A 17410-nucleotide genomic window follows, 5' to 3' on the forward strand; every position below is an offset into this window, starting at 1 on the left:
CTCGCCCGCACACCAGCGAAAATACGGAGGCACGATGAACGGCCCGCAGTTGCACCTCAGTCGCTGGGAGCGTCAGTGGATCATCCCGGGCATTGCGGCGCTCCTGGTCGGGGTTGTGATCGTGATCATCTCACTCGCGATGGTGCGGGACGCTCCCCGCACTTCATCGTCCCCCGAACCGAGCGCATCGTCACCCGAACCGAGCGCACCCACACTCGACAAAGCGACGGCGTCGACCACGACCGCGGATCGCACCGAGCTGATGCAGGCGCTCCCCGTCGAGGTAGACCCGTCGACGGATGACGACGCCCCCGACGTTGTCATAAACAGGGATATCGAGGCGCAGCGCGTGGAGGGGTTCGGTGCGGCCATGACCCACGCCTCCGCCGAGCTGCTCTCGAGCATGCCCGACGAAGAACGGGCCGCGTTGCTCGACGAGCTGTTCTCAACAGAGGGACCGGTCCGTCTGTCCACCTTGAGAATCCCGATCGGCGCATCCGACTTTGTCTCAACGGATGCGTTCACCTTCGACGATCTCGAGGCCGGCGCAACGGATTGGGAGCTTGAGCGTTTCAGCCTCGACCCCGACCGGAGCGCGATGATTCCCATGCTCCAGGAGGTTGTGGCCATCAACCCTGCGGTGCGTCTGATCGCCTCGCCATGGAGCCCACCGGCCTGGTTGAAGACCAGCGGCAGCCTCGAAGGGGGCCGGCTACTCGACGAGGACCGGGCGTACGACACCTACGCGGCTTACCTCATGCGGTTCATCGAGGGGTACGGCGATGCCGGTATCAACATAGACCTGCTCACCGTGCAGAATGAGCCGCAATTGCGCTACCCGGATGGATACCCGGCCACGGACATGCCCGTCTGGCAGCAGGCGAAGTTCATCGAACGGCTGGGCCCTGAGCTCGACAGCGCGGGGCTCGACACCGGAATCCTTGGTTTCGATCACAATTGGGAGCTGAATCCTGCGGACGCCGCATCCGCTCCGCAGGGCGAAGACCCTGCCTACCAGTACCCGGCCGACCTCTTGCGAACCCCGGCCGCCGCCTGGATCGACGGGATCGCGTTCCACTGTTACTACGGAAACGCGTCGGCGCAGACTCGGCTCTGGGAACAGTTCCCGGACATCGAAATCTGGTTGACGGAGTGTTCGGGATCGAACGCGCCCAACGAATCGGCGGAGAAGGCGTTTGCCGACACGTTCTCCTGGCAGTCGACGAACCTGCTCATCAACTCACTCCGAAACCGTGCCGCGGGAGTCCTGACGTGGAATCTGGCCTTGGACGAGACCGGTGGGCCGCATCGCGGAGGGTGCGAGACCTGCACCGGAGTGGTCACGATCGCCACCGATGGCACCGTGACCCGGAATGCCGAGTATTACGTCCTCGCTCAGGCTGCCCGCTATCTCCCGGCTGGGTCGTTCGGCGTGGAGTCGAGGTCCGACACTCCGGACCTCCAACACGTCGCGTTTGTGACCCCGGAGGGTTCACAGGTGCTCCTGGTGTGGAACGCATCGGGCCAAGCGCGGACGATCAGCGTCGGTGACGAGGACCGCACGATCACCGCTGAGCTTCCGGCGGCGTCGCTGAGCACGATTATGCTGGACGGCACTCACCTGGTCAATTGATGATTTCGCCTCGCTGGTCCGCGCGGAGTGCTGCCAGGCGTTCCTGCCACGCCTGGAGCGCCTCGGGTGTCAGCCGGGTCCAATCGGTGAACTCGCCGACGACCCTGAGCGGGGCACTGCTGCGATAGGACCGGGTGGGATTGCCGGGGAACTTCCTGTCGGTCACATTCGGGTCGTCCTCGAATTCCCCGGTCGGCTCGACGACGTACACCCGTGGAGCGCCGTCACCCGGCGCGAGTTCCGCGGCAAGCCCGGCGCCGTTGGGCAGAGCCGTGAAATAGATGTGGTTCATCACGACTTCGGGCCGATAGTTCGACCTGAAGCCGGCAACGAGGAGATCGCCGTCTCGGAGATCGGCTTTCGTGCCGTGATAAAACGGCCCCTCATCACGCGGTTGGCTCACCTCTACAGCCTAAGCCGACGACGTTCGTGTCACACCAAGGCGCCGCGACCGCAGGGTCTGAAGGCTCCGGTTACTTGCCGGCGTAGTCTTCGTCGGTGATCTGCTCGAGCCAGGTGTTGGTCGTGGTGGGGTCGTCGGCGGCTTCCAGAATGGCGATGTGTTCCATGAAGCTGCCGTGGCTGGCCGCGTGGAAGTGCTCTTCGCCGGGAGCGACGTAGATCGTCTGTCCGGGGTGAACCTCGACGACCTTGCCGTCTCGGGTGCCGAACCGGGCAATTCCCTCGGTGACGTAGAGGAACTGACCGCGGGCGTGGTGGTGCCAGGCGGTGCGGGCGCCGGGCGCGAAGCGGACCTTGGCGACGGTGACACGTTGGTCGTCGGTCTGCGGCGTGGCAATGACGTCGAGCCAGACCTGGCCGGGGAACTGCTCGTCCGGGTTCAGGATGGTGGGCTTCTGGGGCTGGATTTCCATGGCTGTGTTCCTTCTCGTAAGGGGCGCGGGGGTAATGACGTTACGACGATCGACGCCGATGAGGGACTCCCTGCCAGTACGCGCTTCGACAGGGCCTCCCTGATCGCCTGCATGTGCGCTTGTGTAGCAGGAGTCGCCGAAGGCGGCGCCTTCTGGAACCGCCCGGAGCTGTCCCCCCGCGACCGCAGCCTGATCACCGTCGCGGTTCTCGCCGCCGGCGGCGACTACGACCAGCTCGCCTTCCACCTCGGCCACGCCGTCAAGAACGGTGTCACCCAGGATGAGCTCATCGAAGCCCTCACGCACATCACCTTCTACGCAGGCTGGCCCAAGGGCATGGGCTCCATGAACGTTGCCAAGCGCGTCTTTTCCGAGTAACCCGAGAGCGGCCCCGGGGCCGGCCCGGCCAACCACGGCCGGGCACCACAGTGCGCACGACGGGAGGCGACAATCGCTAGCGCATCGCGGCGGTCATCGACAGAGTCGTCGCATTCGACGACCTCGACGCCGCGATGAACGGGATCGCGATCCTCGGGTTCACAACGCGGGTGCCTGCCGAACCAGCCGAGCTCGCCGACACGGACAAGCAGCTCGCCATCTACCTCGGTGCCGGGCCATCATGATGACTGGATGGGGATGATCAGGCCATGTACATTCAATTCACGACGGGAGGATAAGTGACCGCCTCAGAATCACTGCCGCCGGTCTCCGCCCACCCACCAACGTGGAAGTTCGAGTACCCGATCATCCACGCTGAGACCAGGGAACAGTGGCGGGCTTGGCTGGCACACAACCTCGCGTCGGCGCGAGGTGTGTGGTTGTGTTCCTGGCGGAACACCACCGGCCGGCCACGCTGCCCGTACCCCGAGGCCGTTGAGGAAGCCATCTGCTTTGGCTGGATTGACTCCACCAACACCATCCTCGACGAAGAGCGCAGCCTGCAGCTCTTCACGCCGCGCAGACCCAAGAGTTCGTGGACCCGGCTCAACCGTGAACGCGCGGCCGATATGGAGGCACGCGGCCTCATGACCGACGCTGGTCGCCACGCCATTGCAGCCGCGAAAGCCAACGGCTGGTGGACGATTGCCGACCAGGTGGAAGACCTCGAGGAACCGTCTGACCTGAAGGCGGCGCTGGACCGCGACCCGCAAGCTCGAAGCAACTGGGTCGGATTCCCGCCCAGTGCCCGAAAACAGATGTTGTGGTGGATCGTGAGCGCCGCTCGAGAGACAACCCGGGCAGGTCGAATCACCCAGGTTGTCACAGATGCGGCCATCGGACGACGCTCCCAAGGCTGACTGTCAGTCGACGAGCGTCTGACTCCTCGCTACGGGAGGTCGTCTGCCTCGTGTTCGGGTACGGCCCGGAGCCAGACACGAAGGCGTCCGCGGGCGTTCACGTAGGGCGAGGAGGAGTTCAGCGAGATCATGCGACCCATGGTCCACTTGCCGTACCACTGGTTTCCGTAGAGTTCGGCGTCGGTGTGACTCTCGATGAGTGCCAAGAGGCTGTCCTTGGCGCTTTCCAGGTGCGCCCTGAGCTCCTCCCACTGCTCGTCGCGATAGGCGTCGTAGTAGCGCTGCGCAAGCAGGCCGAGCTGGTTCCATTTGATACCAGCGGCAGGTAGTTCATCCGGCAAGCCGGCGGCGCGACGCTCGTGCCAGGTCAGAACCTCCTCGTTCCACCCGATCAGGTAGGAAACCAATTCGGCTGGACTCATCATGGTGTTCTTCACGTGGCCCGGGAGGGTCTGGGCGCGCACGAGTGTCCGCGGGACCCGATCGAGATCAGCCTCCAGCTGGGCAAACGTGGTGCCTATCGCGGCCATAAGCTCTGCCTTCGAGCTAGGAACGGCCATGTCTTTCCCCCTCGCAGATATGCGCGCAGTCAGGCGGTGAAGAGTTGCAGCTGCACTCTTTCACGATATTCAGCCCCGATAAAGCGTTAGCCTGCCATCAGTGAACCTTTCTTTCTCTCTGTGACCCAGAGGCCCTTCAGCAAGACCCGTTCGTTCTTCGAACCACGGGCGGTGATTTCGTGCGCCCGGAAGGGGAGCTCCTATCGGAGTTTCCCCCACACCCCGGCCCACTCTCGAAGCCACCTCAGAAAGACCGCTCACCATGACCGACTCTCCCGACGCGACCGCTGACGACCGCTCAACCCTCCGCGCGAACTGCGCTGATTGCTTCGCACTCTGCTGCACAGCTTTCGGCTTTCAAAGATCCGCCGACTTTCCGATCAACAAGCCAGCGGGCACCCCGTGCCTGAATCTGGCAGACGATTTTTCCTGCTCCATCCACCATTCCTTGCGAGCACGCGGCTTTCGCGGGTGCACCGTATTCGATTGCTTCGGTGCTGGCCAATACGTGTCGCAGAATCTGTTCGGCGGAACAAACTGGAGGGAACGCCCCGACACGAGCGCCGAGATGTTCAGTACATTCGCCGTCGTTCGGCAACTGCACGAGATGCTCTGGTATCTCGTCGAAGCCGCCGAACGAGCCACCACCACGGACCTCTTAAGGCCGGTGGCCCAACTCCAAAGCGAAATCCAACGAGCCCTCGAGCGCGACGCGTCAGAGATACTCGCGACTGACGTCGAGCGGATTCGCTCAGAGGTGCGGCAGACGTTGATCGATGTGAGCGAGGAGGCGCGCGGCGGCTATGCCACCCTTGCCGAGGACAACGTGAGCGACGATCTGCACCCGTCAGCGGACCTGGTCGGTCGTGACCTGCGATCGACTCGTCTGTGCGGAGCGGATCTCCGCGGCGCCTACCTCATCGCCGCGGATCTTCGACGAGGCGACCTGACGGGCGTCGACTTGCTCGGTGCAGACTTGCGCGACGCGCGCCTCGAGGGAGCGAACCTATCGAACGCATTGTTTCTCACACAATTACAAGTCGATGCAGCTCAGGGCGACGGCGCCACCGTCCTGCCGGATGCCCTCAGCCGGCCGCGACACTGGCTCGCATAGGCGCGGGGAGCCCGGCAAACCCTGAGAAGCGCACTCAGTGCACTTGGAGAGCGCGAATGTTGGCTCCGACAGCGCCGGAGGCAAGGAGACCTGGACCGAGAGGGCCGGAGCTCGGCCGCCTTCGCCGCGTAGGCGGCGGCGCCGAGGGCGCATGCTCACAAGCGCGGACACGTCTGGCGGGCTAACTGCCGCGGGCAGAAACTGCCGGCGTCCCCTCGCGCCCCTCGGTAGCATGCGAGGTATGGCAATCAAGTTGGAAAACATTCCAAGATCGCCATTCTCAAGACCCCGGATGGTCACGGTCAGCTCGAGCTCTTCGAGTACATTCACCCCGACGCGATCGAGACGGAGCCCACCCTCCCCAACGAGATCGGTATGCACCGCGTCGCGTTCTCCGTTGACGACATCGACGCGGCGCTCGAGATAGCAGCGCGGCACGACTGCTATCCGCTCCGCGGCGTGGCGACATACCGAGACGTCTACAAACTCACGTACCTCCGCGGTCCGAGCGGCATCCTGGTGATGCTTGCCCAGGACCTGACAAAGGCCTGATGACCCTGCGGCGCGAAGCTAAACAAGAAACCTACAATGATCGGGGGTTTTCTGGTCACGCTACTGCAGTCTTCGTCGCTCCTCCGGGATTTCGCCAGTGGGAAGCGCAACTCCACCACCCGCTGAACCGGCGCCGGCGACCCCGGTTCAGAACAGTCCCGATATCGCGACTGTGGGTCACAGGCCTGTTTGCGCTTCGAGGAAGCCCGGGTAGCGGCCGCCTTCGATCTCGACCTTCGTTGAGAGCGCGGTGAGGGCGTCCACCTCCGCGGGAGTGAGGTCGATGTCGGCCGCGGCGATGTTCTCCTCGACCCGGTGCAGCTTGGTGGTGCCCGGGATCGGAACGATCCAGGGCTTCCGAGCAAGCAGCCAGGCGAGTGCGATCTGGGCAGGGGTGGCGTTCTTCGTGGCCGCAAGTGAGCGGATGTCCTCCAGCAGAGTCACGTTGTGGGCGAGGGCCTCCGGGGTGAAGCGGGGGATCTGCGCGCGCAGGTCGTTGTCCTTCGAGAAGGTCGCGGTGGGATCGATTGTTCCGGTCAGGAAACCCTTACCGAGGGGGCTGAAGGGGACAAAGCCGATGCCGAGTTCTTCACACGCGGCGAGGATCCCGTCGTCGGGCCGGCGCCACCAGAGCGAGTACTCGCTCTGGATCGCAGTCAAGGGTTGCACGGCGTGAGCGCGCCGGATCGTCACGGCGGAGGCTTCCGACAGGCCGAAGTGCTTCACCTTGCCCGCGTCGATCAGTGCCCGAACGGCGCCGGCGTAGTCCTCGATCGGTGCATCCGGGTTCACTCGGTGTTGGTAGTAGAGGTCGATGACATCGGTTCGCAGGCGGGTGAGGGAACCCTCGACAGCGGCCCGGATCTCGTCGGGCAGCAGCATCCGGCCCAGCGCCTGGTGGGTGAGCGGGTCGATGTTCTGGGCGAATTTCGTCGCGATCGCGACGCCGTCGCGGACGCCGGCGAGGGCCTCTCCGACGAGCTCCTCGTTGGCGTGCGGGCCGTAGATCTCCGCGGTGTCGAAGAGGGTGACGCCACGGTCGACAGCGCCGCGGATCACCGCGATCATCTCGGCACGGTCGGGAGCTCCGCCGTAGCCGCCGGACATGGTCATGCAGCCGAGCCCGACCCCGGAGACGCGGAGGCCGCTCGTGCCTAGTTCACGTGTGTGCAACATGTTCTCCGATCACTTCAGGGCTCGGGGATGATGAGGTCCCAGGTGGAGGGGTCGACCTCGTCGGGGTCGGGCCCGCCGCGCACTCCACGATCAAGGGCATCGATGGCGATGAGCTCGTCCGGGCTCAGAACGAAGTCGAAGACATCTATGTTCTGGGCGATACGTTGCGCATTCGTCGACTTGGGGATGACCGACCGGCCCCGCTGGAGGTGCCAGCGGAGCATCACCTGCGCGGGCGATTTGCCGTGTGCCGCCGCGATCCGCCCGACCGTCTCGTCGTCCAGAACGCTCCGCCGATCCTCGCCCCAGCCGGGATAGAAGGTGATGCCGCCGATCGGGGACCATGCCTGGGTGAGGATGCCCAGGTCGGCGTTAGCCCGCTGCACGGCGGGCTGCGTGTAGTACGGGTGCAGTTCCACCTGGTTGATGGCGGGCACGACCTCGGTCTGCTCACGCAGGGCAGCGAGGTGGTGCGGCAGGAAGTTGCTGACCCCGATGGCGCGTACCTGCCCGTCGGCCAGCAACCGCTCCAGGGCGCGGTAGGCCTGGATCGTGCGGTCGAAGTGCTGCGGCATGGGCTGGTGCAGTATCAACAGGTCGATCTGCTCCACCCCCAGCTTGGTCGCGCTCTTGTCGAATGCATGCCGGGTCTCGTCGTAGCCGTAGTCGCTGACCCACACCTTCGTCTCGATGACGATGTCGTTCCGGTCGATGCCTGTGCGGCGGATGCCGTCGCCGACCTCGCGCTCGTTGCCGTAGCCGGCGGCGGTGTCAATGTGGCGGTAGCCCGCGGCGAGGGCGGTTTCGACGGCGGCGGCGGTCTCTTCGGGGGCGCTCTGGAAGACGCCGAAGCCGATCGAGGGGATGTGGAGGCCGTTGTTGAGGGTCAGGTCGTTGGTCATTGTGCTTCCGATCCGTGTGGTGATGAAAGGGTCTGGTCCGTGGAGACGCGGGTGGGCGCGTTGGTCGCCACGCTCCGCTCGGCTCCCTGAGGGGTGGTCCAGGAGCCGAGGAGGGCGACGCGTTCTGCGGTGGGCGAGTGCGGTTCGATCGTGTACACGAGCATCGTCAGCCCGGGCTCGGTTGTGAGGTCGAAGGATTCGTAACCGAAATCGAGTTCGCCGACGTCCGGATGCTGATACCGTTTCGTCCCTCGCTGGTAGCGGATGACGTCGTGCGAAGCCCAGAGCGCTCGGAACTCGGCGCTCTGGGTTGAAAGCTGGCCGATGAGCCGGATGAGCCCCTCGTCGAAAGGGTCACGGCCGGCGGCCTGATGCAGCAATGCGACGACGTTCTTCTTTGCCCGGTTTACGTCGCGGTAGAAACTTTCCGCGCGGGGGTCGAGAAACTGGAAAATTGCGGTGTTGAACGGCTCCGTGCCCGCCAGCGGATAGGGCAGGGAGTACAGCGCGGCCCCGAGCGCGTTGGTGGCCACAATGTCCAGGCGGCCGTTTTGCACCAGGGCCGGAACGGTCATCGCGTCGAGGACGGCTTGGGTTCCGCGTGCCACCGCGACCCGGCTTTTCGGGCGGGGGTTCCGCCGGTGCGGAGCGGCGGTCACCTCGACGAGGTTCATCAGGTGCTCTCGTTCGGTATCGTTCAACCGCAACGCCCTTGCGATCGCGTCGAGCACCTCCCGCGATACTCCCCGGGTGTTCCCGCGTTCCAGCTTCGAGTAGTAGTCAGTGCTGACGCCCGCCAGGTGGGCGACCTCTTCCCGTCGCAGTCCCGGCACCCGTCGGGCTCCTCCGAACACGGGTACGCCCGCCTGTTCCGGGGTTATCCGTGCCCTGCGGGAGCTGAGAAAGCTGCTGATCTCCCCGTTGATCGGCATGTCAGGCCGCCTCGATGGTGAGGTCGATGACCTCCGGGGTCGCGAGGTCGGGGTCGATCGCTCCGCGCACACCGGTGTCGAGGGCGTCAATGGACGTGAGGTCGGCGGCGGTCAGCTCGAAGTCGAAGACGGCGAAGTTCTCCGCGATTCGTGCGGGCGTCACGGACTTCGGGATCGCACTGCGGCCCTCCTGCAGGTGCCAGCGCAGGATGACCTGGGCGGGCGTCTTGCCGTGGGCGTCGGCGATGACGCGGATGGTGTCGTTCTGCAGCGGCGGCAGGGCTCCGTTCTCGCCCGCCCAGCCGTAGACGCCACCGATCGGCGACCAGGCTTGCGTGACAATGCCGAGCTCGCGGTGCACCGCGAGCTGCTCGGGCTGCTGGAAGTTGGGGTGCAACTCGATCTGGTTCACGGCGGGCACGACATCCGTCTCTCTCACGAGTGCGCGCAAGTGCTCGGGCTTGAAGTTCGCTACCCCGATTGCCCGCACCCTACCGTCGGCGAGCAGCCGTTCGGCCGCCTTGTATCCGGCGACAGTCTGGCTGAAGTTGGCCGGCAACGGCCAGTGCAAGAGGTATAGGTCGAGGTAGTCCACGCCGAGCTTGGCGGCACTGGTGTCGAACGCGCGCAGGGCGCTATCGAACCCGTAGTCGGTCATCCACAATTTCGTCGTGAGGAACACCTCGGCGCGATCGGCTCCGGAGTCCCGGATGCCCTGGCCGATCTCGCGCTCGTTGAAGTACGCGGCCGCGGTGTCGATCAACCGGTATCCGCCCGTCAGCGCGGACGATATCGCCGCCGTGGCCTCGCCGCCCTCGCTCTGCAGCACGCCCAGGCCCAGGCTCGGCAGCTGCACTCCGTTGTTCAGGGTGATGGTCTTGTCAGTCATGTGTCAACCTCTCGCTTTCCATACTGATCTAACCGGCTGGTTAAACGGCGCGGAAGTGCGCACTGAACAGTGGTCTGGTAGACCACCCCTCAGCGTGACCACTCGAGACCCGGGAGGACCCTCACTGAGTCCTGAACTCCTCACTCCGTACCGACAATTCGCCGACGGGGTCGCTGAGCTCAGTGTCAAAGGGCTGCGGCCGGCGGATCCGGCGGGCCCGCGAGGTCCAGTAACAGCAAGCCCCTCCGTGGCGGGACTCCGTGCTGGGCTCAGCCCGCGTGAAGCGTGTACCCCACCCCGTAGACGGTTATGAGCCGAGCGGGATTCTGCGGATCGGCCTCGATCTTGGCTCGGAGATTCTTCACATGGGTGTCGATGGTGCGGCCTCCGATCCAGCGATCAGTGCCGTGGAGGCGATCGAGCAGACGGGCTCGGCTGAGGACGATGCCGGGATACAGGGCGAATTCTTCGAGCAGGTCGAACTCGGCGCGGGTGAGATCCAGAAGACGATCCGAGAGTGTGGCTCGATGTCGGTCCGGGTCGATCTCGAGGTCGCCGACTGCGATGACCGTCGAGGCCGGCGCCGTGCGGCGGGCTCGTCTCATAAGCGCTCGGACCCGTGCGACGAGCTCGCGGGGGCTGTAGGGCTTGGCGAGGTAATCGTCGGCGCCGAGCTCGAGCCCGAGAAGTAGATCGTTTTCAGTAGAGCGTGCGGTGAGCAGGAGGATCGGGAGCTCGAAATGCTCCTCGCGCAGCGTGCGGCAGACCGTGAGGCCGTCGGCCCCAGGGAGCATCACGTCGAGCACGAGCAGATCGGGCGCGGAGCGACGCACCTCGGCGAGCGCTTCGGCGCCGTCGGCCAGAACCGTCACGTCGTGCCCCTCTCGTTCAAGGTAACGGCGTACGAGCTCGGACTGCAGCGCATCGTCCTCGACGATCAAGATTCGGGTCACGATCCGAGTCTAAGCACGGGCACGACACGCGGTCGGGCTCTGCACCGAACGCTCACAAGTCCCTCACATCCGGGAAGGAGTGTGGATCACAGCAACTATCAACACAAGGAGGAACCGTGCTTCGCACCACCCACCGACCCCTGACCACCGCAGCGGGCACCATTGCGCTCTTGGGGATGCTCGCCGCATGCTCCGCACCCTCCGCCAACCAGGGGGCTGGCGGAGGCAGCGGCCCCGGCATCGCGACGTTGGAAACGGCCGCTCCGGCCCCGACCGAGGCCGCTGATCCACTCTTCGCGGAGTATGGCGAGCCCGTTCGCCTGCGTCTCGACATGTCGGACGAAGAGGGAGTGGACGCGTGGAAGCCGCGGGATCGCTGTCTCGCGGACCACTCCCCTGCACTGCACGGCGCTCCCGGGGGCGAAGGCGGAGATGGCGCCAGTGCCAGCGTCGGGGATCCGGCGAAGGCTGCCGAGGCTGAGGCGCTCTGTCTGCGCGTGGCACCGTTGCCGCCGTGGGAGTTTGACGCTCAGAACCCGGATGCACTGCGGTTCGCGCAGGGCGTGGTGGACTGCTTGCACGATCGCGGTGTACGCGAGGTCGAGATCACCGAGGCAGATGAGTTCGGCCGGATCAATATCGCATTCGGCGGCGAGACCAACGACGCTACCTCGATCTCGCTGGGCATGCAGTATGTGGACTCCTGCGTGGCATCCGAGTCGAACGGGAGCAGCGAGTGATCCGGTTGCGACGCCGCACTGCCTTGGTCAGCACGCTTGCGATCTGCCTCGCTCTTGCTGCGGGCGCCGGAGGAGCTTTCCTGCTACTCCGGCCCGCGGATGACGCAGCCCCGGCAGAGGAGACAGCCAAGCCGGCCACCGCAATCGTCGAGCGTGGTGAGCTCGTGCAGACCGCTCGCCTCGACGGCGCCGTCGGTTTCGGTGCAGCGGTGCCCGTGACTACGAAGGCCGACGGGATCATCACCTGGTTGCCCGATGTCGGCGGGCAACTCGATCGAGGATCAGTGGCACTGCGCGCGAACGAACGCGCGGTGCCGGTGCTGATCGGCGACGTTCCGCTTTATCGTGCGATCGACGGTTCCGGGATGGAAGGAGCCGATGTGAGCATGGTCGCTTCGAACCTCATGGAACTCGGACACCTCAGCCACAGCGATCCTGCGACCTTCGAAACAGGAGGATGGTTCAGGGAGGCCGTGCGCGACTGGCAGGAGTCGCTCGGCCTGGAGCGCACCGGCACCCTCGGCCCGGCCGACGTGATCGTATTGAGCGCGCCGAGCCGCGTCTCGGCCGTCACTGCACACCTCGGCGACGGGGCGGGTGGTCAGCCGTTCACCGTCACGGGCACGACACGCGTCGTCGAGGCATCGGTCCCGGCTCAGGACGCAGGAGTGATCGGCACCGGTGCGAAAGCGACGATCGAGTTGCCCGATGGGCGCACCGTCGACGGTTCCATCGTCACCGTGACCACCACCGGCGAGGGCACCGAGGCGAAGGTTCGCGCGATCGTCGCGATCGACGATCAGGCTGCACTCAACGGCGTCGACGCCGCCGCCGTGACTGTCCGTGTCGTCACCAGATCCGTGCCGGACGTACTGATCGTGCCCGTGGCCGCGCTCGTGGCCCTCGCCGAAGGCGGCTATGCGCTGCAGGACGAGTGCGGTGGACTCCACGGTGTCGAGATCGGTCTCATCGCAGACGACCGCGTAGAGGTCAGCGGCACAGGGATCGACTCCGGCATGACGGTGGTGTCGGCACGATGACGACGCCTGCGCTCGAGCTCGAGCACGTCAGCCGCATCCACCCCGGCGGAGTCGCCGCCCTCGACGACGTCTCACTGCAGATCAACCCGGGTGAGCTCACAGCCATCGTCGGACGCTCCGGCGCCGGCAAGTCGACGTTACTGAACGTGCTCGGCACGCTCGACCGTCCCACAGCCGGCGCGGTTCGCATCGGCGGCATTGACACCCGCGACCTCACGGATCGCGCGCTGTCTCGCTTGCGAGGGAACGCGATCGGCTTCGTCTTCCAGGGCTTTCACCTGACCGATGGCGTGACCGCAGAGCAAAACGTCGCGATGGCGCTGCTATACAGCGGCGTTCCGAGGCGGGAGCGCCGCGATATCGCACGCGCGGCGCTTGAGCGCGTGGGTCTCGGGCACCGTATCGGGCACGCGGCGCAGGAGCTCTCCGGCGGCGAACGGCAGCGGGTCGCCATCGCCCGGGCGATCGTGACCGACCCGCTCGTCGTCCTCGCCGACGAACCGACCGGCGCCCTCGATACGGCGAACGGCGAACGCGTGCTCAGCTTGCTCGAGAAACTGCACGACGAGGGCACCACCGTCGTCGTCATCACCCACGATGTCGAGCTCGCGGCACGATTGCCGCGGCGCATCGAGCTGAGAGACGGCCGGATCATCACCGACACCGAGGCGGTGGCGCATGCGTGAGCGTCGCAGCCGTCTCGACCTCCGAGACCTGCTCGAGGTCGGGACGGTCGGGCTCCGTACCCGACCCCTTCGTGCCGCACTCTCGGCCATCGGCATCGCCATCGGTATCGCAACGCTGGTGACCGTCACCGCAGTGCCTGCGTCCTCGCAGGCTGCGCTCGACGAACAGCTCACTGCGCTCGGCTCGGACCTGCTGCGAGCTGACCCCCGTGCAGGCGCCGACGGACACCTCGTCCCGCTTCCGGCCGAGGCACTCGGCATGCTGCAACGCATCGGAACCGTCACAGATGCCGCGACCGTCGGCAATACCCACTCCCCCATTCGCAGCAACGAGCTCCGCAGCTACCCGGAAACCGGACTGACCACGCTCGCCGTTCGCGGCGACCTTCGCGGCGTGCTTCGGACAACGGTGACCTCCGGCCGCTGGCTCGACGAGAGTGACCTGCCGACGGCAGTGCTCGGCATCGACGCCGCTGAGCGGCTCGGCCTGTCACAGCTCCCCGATCGGCCGGTCGCGATCGACGTCGGCGGCGTAGAGTTCACCGTCATCGGAGTTCTCGCGGAGACTCCGCTCTCCGCCGACCTGCAGTCAGCGGTCCTCGTGGACGATGCTGCTGCACAGCGCTGGCTGAACTTCGATGGCGCACCGACGGTCGCCTACGTCACGGGTATCGAGGCGTCGATCGATGCGCTGCGTCCAGTCGTCGCCGCAACCCTCTCCCCGGGAATGAGCGGACTCGTGCAAGTGAGTCAGCCCTCAGCGGTGCTCGCCGCGAAAGATGCGGCTCGTTCCAGCTTCGATGGACTCTTTCTCGCACTCGCCGCGGTCGCACTCGTGATCGGTGGCATCGGTATCGCGAACACGATGTTCGTCTCCGTGTTGGAGCGTCGCCGGGAAATCGGACTGCGACGCGCGCTCGGCGCGCACCGCGGTCAGATCCGGGCACAGTTCCTCGTGGAGGCGATCGTGCTCTGCGCGCTGGGCGGCGCATCTGGAGTGCTGCTCGGTCTGCTCGGCACCGCGGCCTGGAGCGGCCTGCAGGGCTGGCCGCTGGTCGTTCCGGTGGCGACGATCCTGTCCGGCATGACCGCCGCGCTTGTGACGGGCGCCGTCGCTGGCCTCGCCCCGTCCATCCGCGCCGCTCGGCAGTCACCGACCACGGCCCTCGCCGCGACCTAACCGGTCATGACGCAACAGTGTGCGCGGCTGCACGCCATGGCGGAAGCGGATGAGAGCATTGCATACGACATGAGCAGGAGCAAAAGAATGGGAGTTCAGGGTGTCCGACGCGTGCCCCGGCTGCTGGCCCGCTATATCGCGGCTGGACTACTGCTCGTGCTCGCTTCGGTGGGCGGCACGATCTGGCTTGCTGAGACCTCTGAATACCGGTACGACGAGCAGGCGTCCGGGGTCAATCTCGTGCGAGACGAGCAGGTGCTGGACGCACTCACCATCTGGGCTGGTAGCCACGTCGACTGGAGCAACGTGGGGCCCAGGCTTCTGCTCCTCAGCCGCGAGACGGGGCGTCGCATCGCCCTGATCGACGGCGCGGGAACTGTGATCGCCGACACTGCACCTGAGCTGCCCCGCCCAGTGAGCTCCACCCGGCTGCTTGACCCACTCGAGCCGCTCGCCGACCCCGTGACGCTTGAACTGCATCTGCACGACGGTATCAGCGGACCATTTTCGCTTGATGAGACGCAGCGGGAGCAGCTCACGAGGCAGGCGAGCGCGGTGGTGGAGTGTCTGGGTGATGCGATCGTCGACACGGCTGTGTGGGCGAGCGGTCGCCCCGTGGTCTCCGGCTACGAAGATGCCCCGGATTGCGGCCGCGCCGCCTTGAACACGCCGCTGGAGAGCGAGCGAACCGCCCTCGACGATCTTCGTGATCGCACGAACGCCTGCCTGCTCGCCGCAGATGCGCCTCTCGTCGCCGACGTCGAACTCGACCTGTCTGCATCGAGCGCGCCCGAGCACCTCGCGCTGCGCACCGTCCAGGCACCCGATGACGCCGCCGATGAGTGCCTCCTGCAGGCGCGCATCAACCAGGCCGAAGCGACAACGGCGCCAGCAGTGAACGTGCTGCTCACCGACCAGCAAGGCGACGCCCAAGGTCCGCTCGACGCGAGCCCGGGATCGATTACCCGCATCGCAGCCTTCATCGTGATGATGCTGGCGCTCCTGTCGGCAGCGGCGGCACTCATCATCGTGCCGACCCTGCGCAGCGCGCGCCGACTCGAGACCGCCGTCGATCGCTTCAGCGCGGGCGATCGCGAGGCCCGCACAGGGCTGCACGCCCGCGACGATCTCGCCGCCGTCGGTGCCGCGTTTGATCGCATGTCCAACGAGATCGCCGGACACGAAGCGTCACGCCGACGCCTGCTCGGAGACATCGCGCACGAGCTACGCAGCCCGCTCACAAACATCCGCGGATGGGTCGAGGCTGCGGACGATGGTCTCGGTCTCGATGACGCGGCGCTCCGCCGGCTCGTGCTCGACGAGGCCAGGCGTATGGAGCAAATCACCGGCGACCTGCAGCTCCTCGCGCTCGCGGAATCCGGGGACCTCGTGCTGGAGAGCAGGGGGTGTGACGCGGCTGTTGTCGTGCAAGAACTCGCCGAAGCGTACCGCGCCCACGCGGCGAGCTCGGGCGTCGTTCTGAACGTCGAAACTCCCGAGACACTGCCGCTCGAGACCGATCCCGCCCGGTTGCGGCAGATCCTCGACAATCTGCTCTCGAATGCGCTGCGGCACACTCCGCCCGGCGGGCACGTGGACCTCGAGGCGACGATGGCTGATGGTATGGTCCGGATCGCGGTGGTCGACACCGGCGAGGGCATCGCTCCAGCGGACCTGCACCGGGTCTTCGATCGACTCTGGCGCGGCGAGCCGTCACGAGTCCGCGCAGGACAGAGCACCGGCCTCGGCCTCTCGATCGCTCGCGGCCTCGCCGAGGCCTTGGGTGGCACGCTCGAGGCGCGGAGCGCCGTCGGCGAGGGCAGCCGGTTCGAGGTGTCATTGCCCGGACGTGTTCGATAGCGCGGCTGACCGTGCGCTTATGGTCCTGTATTCGTTCAGCGAACAGCGTGACCGAATTTCTGCCATGGTCCTAGCGCTGCGCAACGGTGAGCCGTCGGTGAACCACCTGGCTGACGAACGGATCACGCAGTCTGACGCCCCCGTCGCGCTGGCCTGAGACACGACTACCCGAGCCAGCTCTTGATCGTGTTGACCACGAGGTCAAGGTCAGATTCGAGTAGGAAGTGTCCGCCGTCGATGAGCTCGACGCGAGCATTGGGGGTGTCGCGGGTAAACGCCCTCGCGCCGGCACCGTCGAAGATCTCGTCGTTACGCCCCCAGATCGCAAGGACCGGCACGTGGGAGGTGCGGAGCCAGGCGTGCACCGCCGGGTAGAGGTCTCGGTTGGTCGTGTAGTCGCGGAAGAGCGCCAGCTGCACGTCATCCTGTCCGGCTCGCGCGAGGAGCGCGAGGTCGTGCTCCCATGCGTCGGGGTCGACGGTCGTCGGGTCTGGCACGCCGTGGGTGTACTGCCATTCGACCGCTTCCCGGCCGAGAGCTGGACGAAGCGCGTCACGCGTTTCGGTTGTCCGTTCGGCGGCGTCGGCCCAGATCGGGTTCCAGAAGCTCGGTACGAAGCCCTCTTCGTATGCGTTGCCGTTCTGGGAGATGACCCCGACGACGGCAGTGGGGTCGTTGAGGGCCAGGCGCCAGCCGACAGGGGCGCCGTAATCCTGGACATAGATCGTGTACTGCGCCACCCCGATGGTCGAGAGGAACTGGGCGGTCACGCGTGCGAGAGCTTCGAAGGTGTACTCGAACTCGTCGATCGAGGGGGCGGAGGAGCGTCCGAAGCCGATGTGGTCCGGAGCGATGACGCGGTAGTGGTCGGCCAGCGCCGGGATGAGGTGCCGGAACATGTGGGAGCTGGTCGGGTACCCGTGGAGGAGCAGGAGCACGGGGGCGTCGGCAGCGCCGGCTTCGCGGTAGAAGACGTCGAGCCCGTCGACAGAGATGGTGTGGTGGTGGACGGTGACCATT

The 17410-nt window shown here is 66.0% G+C and carries 18 protein-coding genes and 1 pseudogene; 10 read left to right on the plus strand and 9 right to left on the minus strand.

What is annotated here, in order from left to right; all coding sequences use genetic code 11:
• Nucleotides 1-34 precede the first annotated feature (34 nt).
• Nucleotides 35-1633: a glycoside hydrolase family 30 protein gene (locus ACEN2M_RS02730; RefSeq protein WP_441646565.1), complete on the plus strand. Its 1599-nt coding sequence runs from the start codon at nucleotides 35-37 to the stop codon at nucleotides 1631-1633.
• On the opposite strand, the gene arr is transcribed toward ACEN2M_RS02730, so the two are convergent.
• Together arr and ACEN2M_RS02740 are read right to left on the minus strand one after the other, a co-directional pair.
• Complete coding sequence (gene arr / locus ACEN2M_RS02735; protein ID WP_441646566.1) at nucleotides 1626-2036, minus strand: NAD(+)--rifampin ADP-ribosyltransferase; 411 nt, start codon at nucleotides 2034-2036, stop codon at nucleotides 1626-1628. The genes ACEN2M_RS02730 and arr overlap by 8 nt on opposite strands.
• A 70-nt stretch (nucleotides 2037-2106) precedes the next feature.
• Nucleotides 2107-2508, minus strand: a complete 402-nt coding sequence (locus tag ACEN2M_RS02740; protein ID WP_441646567.1) for a (R)-mandelonitrile lyase — start codon at nucleotides 2506-2508, stop codon at nucleotides 2107-2109.
• A 111-nt stretch (nucleotides 2509-2619) separates the two neighbouring features.
• Between ACEN2M_RS02740 and ACEN2M_RS02745 the strand changes: the two genes are divergently transcribed.
• Nucleotides 2620-2886: a carboxymuconolactone decarboxylase family protein gene (locus tag ACEN2M_RS02745; protein WP_441646568.1), complete on the plus strand. Its 267-nt coding sequence runs from the start codon at nucleotides 2620-2622 to the stop codon at nucleotides 2884-2886.
• Between the two features lie 299 nt (nucleotides 2887-3185).
• Nucleotides 3186-3806, plus strand: coding sequence for a YdeI/OmpD-associated family protein (locus ACEN2M_RS02750; RefSeq protein ID WP_441646569.1), 621 nt, complete (start codon nucleotides 3186-3188; stop codon nucleotides 3804-3806).
• 29 nt (nucleotides 3807-3835) lie between these two features.
• Here ACEN2M_RS02750 and ACEN2M_RS02755 read toward each other — a convergent pair whose 3' ends face one another.
• Complete coding sequence (locus tag ACEN2M_RS02755) at nucleotides 3836-4366, minus strand: ClbS/DfsB family four-helix bundle protein (RefSeq protein ID WP_441646570.1); 531 nt, start codon at nucleotides 4364-4366, stop codon at nucleotides 3836-3838.
• Nucleotides 4367-4628: 262 nt separating this feature from the next.
• Between ACEN2M_RS02755 and ACEN2M_RS02760 the strand changes: the two genes are divergently transcribed.
• Together ACEN2M_RS02760 and ACEN2M_RS02765 are read left to right on the plus strand one after the other, a co-directional pair.
• Entirely contained in the window at nucleotides 4629-5480 is an 852-nt protein-coding gene (locus ACEN2M_RS02760) for a pentapeptide repeat-containing protein (RefSeq protein ID WP_441646571.1), read from the plus strand.
• A gap of 255 nt (nucleotides 5481-5735) precedes the next feature.
• Nucleotides 5736-6032, plus strand: a pseudogene (locus ACEN2M_RS02765) (VOC family protein); the annotation flags it as partial.
• A 177-nt stretch (nucleotides 6033-6209) separates the two neighbouring features.
• On the opposite strand, the gene ACEN2M_RS02770 reads toward ACEN2M_RS02765, so the two are convergent.
• The 5 genes from ACEN2M_RS02770 to ACEN2M_RS02790 form a co-directional block, all read right to left on the minus strand.
• Entirely contained in the window at nucleotides 6210-7205 is a 996-nt protein-coding gene (locus ACEN2M_RS02770) for an aldo/keto reductase (RefSeq protein ID WP_441646624.1), read from the minus strand.
• A gap of 17 nt (nucleotides 7206-7222) precedes the next feature.
• Nucleotides 7223-8110: an aldo/keto reductase gene (locus ACEN2M_RS02775; protein WP_441646572.1), complete on the minus strand. Its 888-nt coding sequence runs from the start codon at nucleotides 8108-8110 to the stop codon at nucleotides 7223-7225.
• Entirely contained in the window at nucleotides 8107-9042 is a 936-nt protein-coding gene (locus tag ACEN2M_RS02780) for a helix-turn-helix transcriptional regulator (protein ID WP_441646573.1), read from the minus strand. Before ACEN2M_RS02780 ends, ACEN2M_RS02775 begins: the two co-directional genes overlap by 4 nt.
• A 1-nt stretch (nucleotide 9043) precedes the next feature.
• Nucleotides 9044-9931, minus strand: coding sequence for an aldo/keto reductase (locus ACEN2M_RS02785; protein ID WP_441646574.1), 888 nt, complete (start codon nucleotides 9929-9931; stop codon nucleotides 9044-9046).
• Between the two features lie 269 nt (nucleotides 9932-10200).
• Nucleotides 10201-10884, minus strand: coding sequence for a response regulator transcription factor (locus ACEN2M_RS02790; RefSeq protein WP_441646575.1), 684 nt, complete (start codon nucleotides 10882-10884; stop codon nucleotides 10201-10203).
• Between the two features lie 116 nt (nucleotides 10885-11000).
• Between ACEN2M_RS02790 and ACEN2M_RS02795 the strand changes: the two genes are divergently transcribed.
• From ACEN2M_RS02795 to ACEN2M_RS02815, 5 genes are all read left to right on the plus strand, one after another.
• The gene (locus ACEN2M_RS02795) at nucleotides 11001-11624 is read left to right on the plus strand and encodes a hypothetical protein (RefSeq protein WP_441646576.1); all 624 of its coding nucleotides are present in this window, start codon (nucleotides 11001-11003) and stop codon (nucleotides 11622-11624) included.
• Between the two features lie 284 nt (nucleotides 11625-11908).
• Nucleotides 11909-12664, plus strand: a complete 756-nt coding sequence (locus tag ACEN2M_RS02800) for a peptidoglycan-binding protein (protein ID WP_441646577.1) — start codon at nucleotides 11909-11911, stop codon at nucleotides 12662-12664.
• The gene (locus ACEN2M_RS02805) at nucleotides 12661-13350 is read left to right on the plus strand and encodes an ABC transporter ATP-binding protein (RefSeq protein ID WP_441646578.1); all 690 of its coding nucleotides are present in this window, start codon (nucleotides 12661-12663) and stop codon (nucleotides 13348-13350) included. The genes ACEN2M_RS02800 and ACEN2M_RS02805 overlap by 4 nt, the downstream gene beginning before the upstream one ends.
• Complete coding sequence (locus ACEN2M_RS02810; protein WP_441646579.1) at nucleotides 13343-14530, plus strand: ABC transporter permease; 1188 nt, start codon at nucleotides 13343-13345, stop codon at nucleotides 14528-14530. The genes ACEN2M_RS02805 and ACEN2M_RS02810 overlap by 8 nt, the downstream gene beginning before the upstream one ends.
• Before the next feature lie 111 nt (nucleotides 14531-14641).
• A complete protein-coding gene (locus ACEN2M_RS02815) occupies nucleotides 14642-16390 on the plus strand; it encodes a sensor histidine kinase (RefSeq protein WP_441646580.1) in 1749 nt (582 codons plus the stop codon).
• A gap of 164 nt (nucleotides 16391-16554) precedes the next feature.
• Here the strand turns inward: ACEN2M_RS02815 and ACEN2M_RS02820 are convergent, their stop codons facing one another.
• Nucleotides 16555-17409 carry an alpha/beta fold hydrolase gene (locus ACEN2M_RS02820; RefSeq protein ID WP_441646581.1) on the minus strand — a complete coding sequence of 285 codons (855 nt, stop codon included), beginning with the start codon at nucleotides 17407-17409 and terminating at the stop codon, nucleotides 16555-16557.
• Between the last annotated feature and the right edge of the window lies 1 nt (nucleotide 17410).

The sequence above is a fragment of the Cryobacterium sp. W22_MBD10_FK3 genome (genome assembly GCF_052113745.1).
Taxonomy (GTDB): Bacteria; Actinomycetota; Actinomycetes; order Actinomycetales; family Microbacteriaceae; genus Cryobacterium.

Coding starts and splice junctions, on each gene's coding strand:
- ACEN2M_RS02760 (WP_441646571.1), top strand. CDS start 4,629: ATGACCGACTCTCCCGACGCGACCGCTGACGACCGCTCAACCCTCCGC.
- ACEN2M_RS02820 (WP_441646581.1), bottom strand. CDS start 17,409: ATGGTCACCGTCCACCACCACACCATCTCTGTCGACGGGCTCGACGTC.
- ACEN2M_RS02780 (WP_441646573.1), bottom strand. CDS start 9,042: ATGCCGATCAACGGGGAGATCAGCAGCTTTCTCAGCTCCCGCAGGGCA.
- ACEN2M_RS02745 (WP_441646568.1), top strand. CDS start 2,620: ATGTGCGCTTGTGTAGCAGGAGTCGCCGAAGGCGGCGCCTTCTGGAAC.
- ACEN2M_RS02730 (WP_441646565.1), top strand. CDS start 35: ATGAACGGCCCGCAGTTGCACCTCAGTCGCTGGGAGCGTCAGTGGATC.
- ACEN2M_RS02805 (WP_441646578.1), top strand. CDS start 12,661: ATGACGACGCCTGCGCTCGAGCTCGAGCACGTCAGCCGCATCCACCCC.
- ACEN2M_RS02775 (WP_441646572.1), bottom strand. CDS start 8,110: ATGACCAACGACCTGACCCTCAACAACGGCCTCCACATCCCCTCGATC.
- ACEN2M_RS02740 (WP_441646567.1), bottom strand. CDS start 2,508: ATGGAAATCCAGCCCCAGAAGCCCACCATCCTGAACCCGGACGAGCAG.
- ACEN2M_RS02755 (WP_441646570.1), bottom strand. CDS start 4,366: ATGGCCGTTCCTAGCTCGAAGGCAGAGCTTATGGCCGCGATAGGCACC.
- ACEN2M_RS02810 (WP_441646579.1), top strand. CDS start 13,343: ATGCGTGAGCGTCGCAGCCGTCTCGACCTCCGAGACCTGCTCGAGGTC.
- ACEN2M_RS02785 (WP_441646574.1), bottom strand. CDS start 9,931: ATGACTGACAAGACCATCACCCTGAACAACGGAGTGCAGCTGCCGAGC.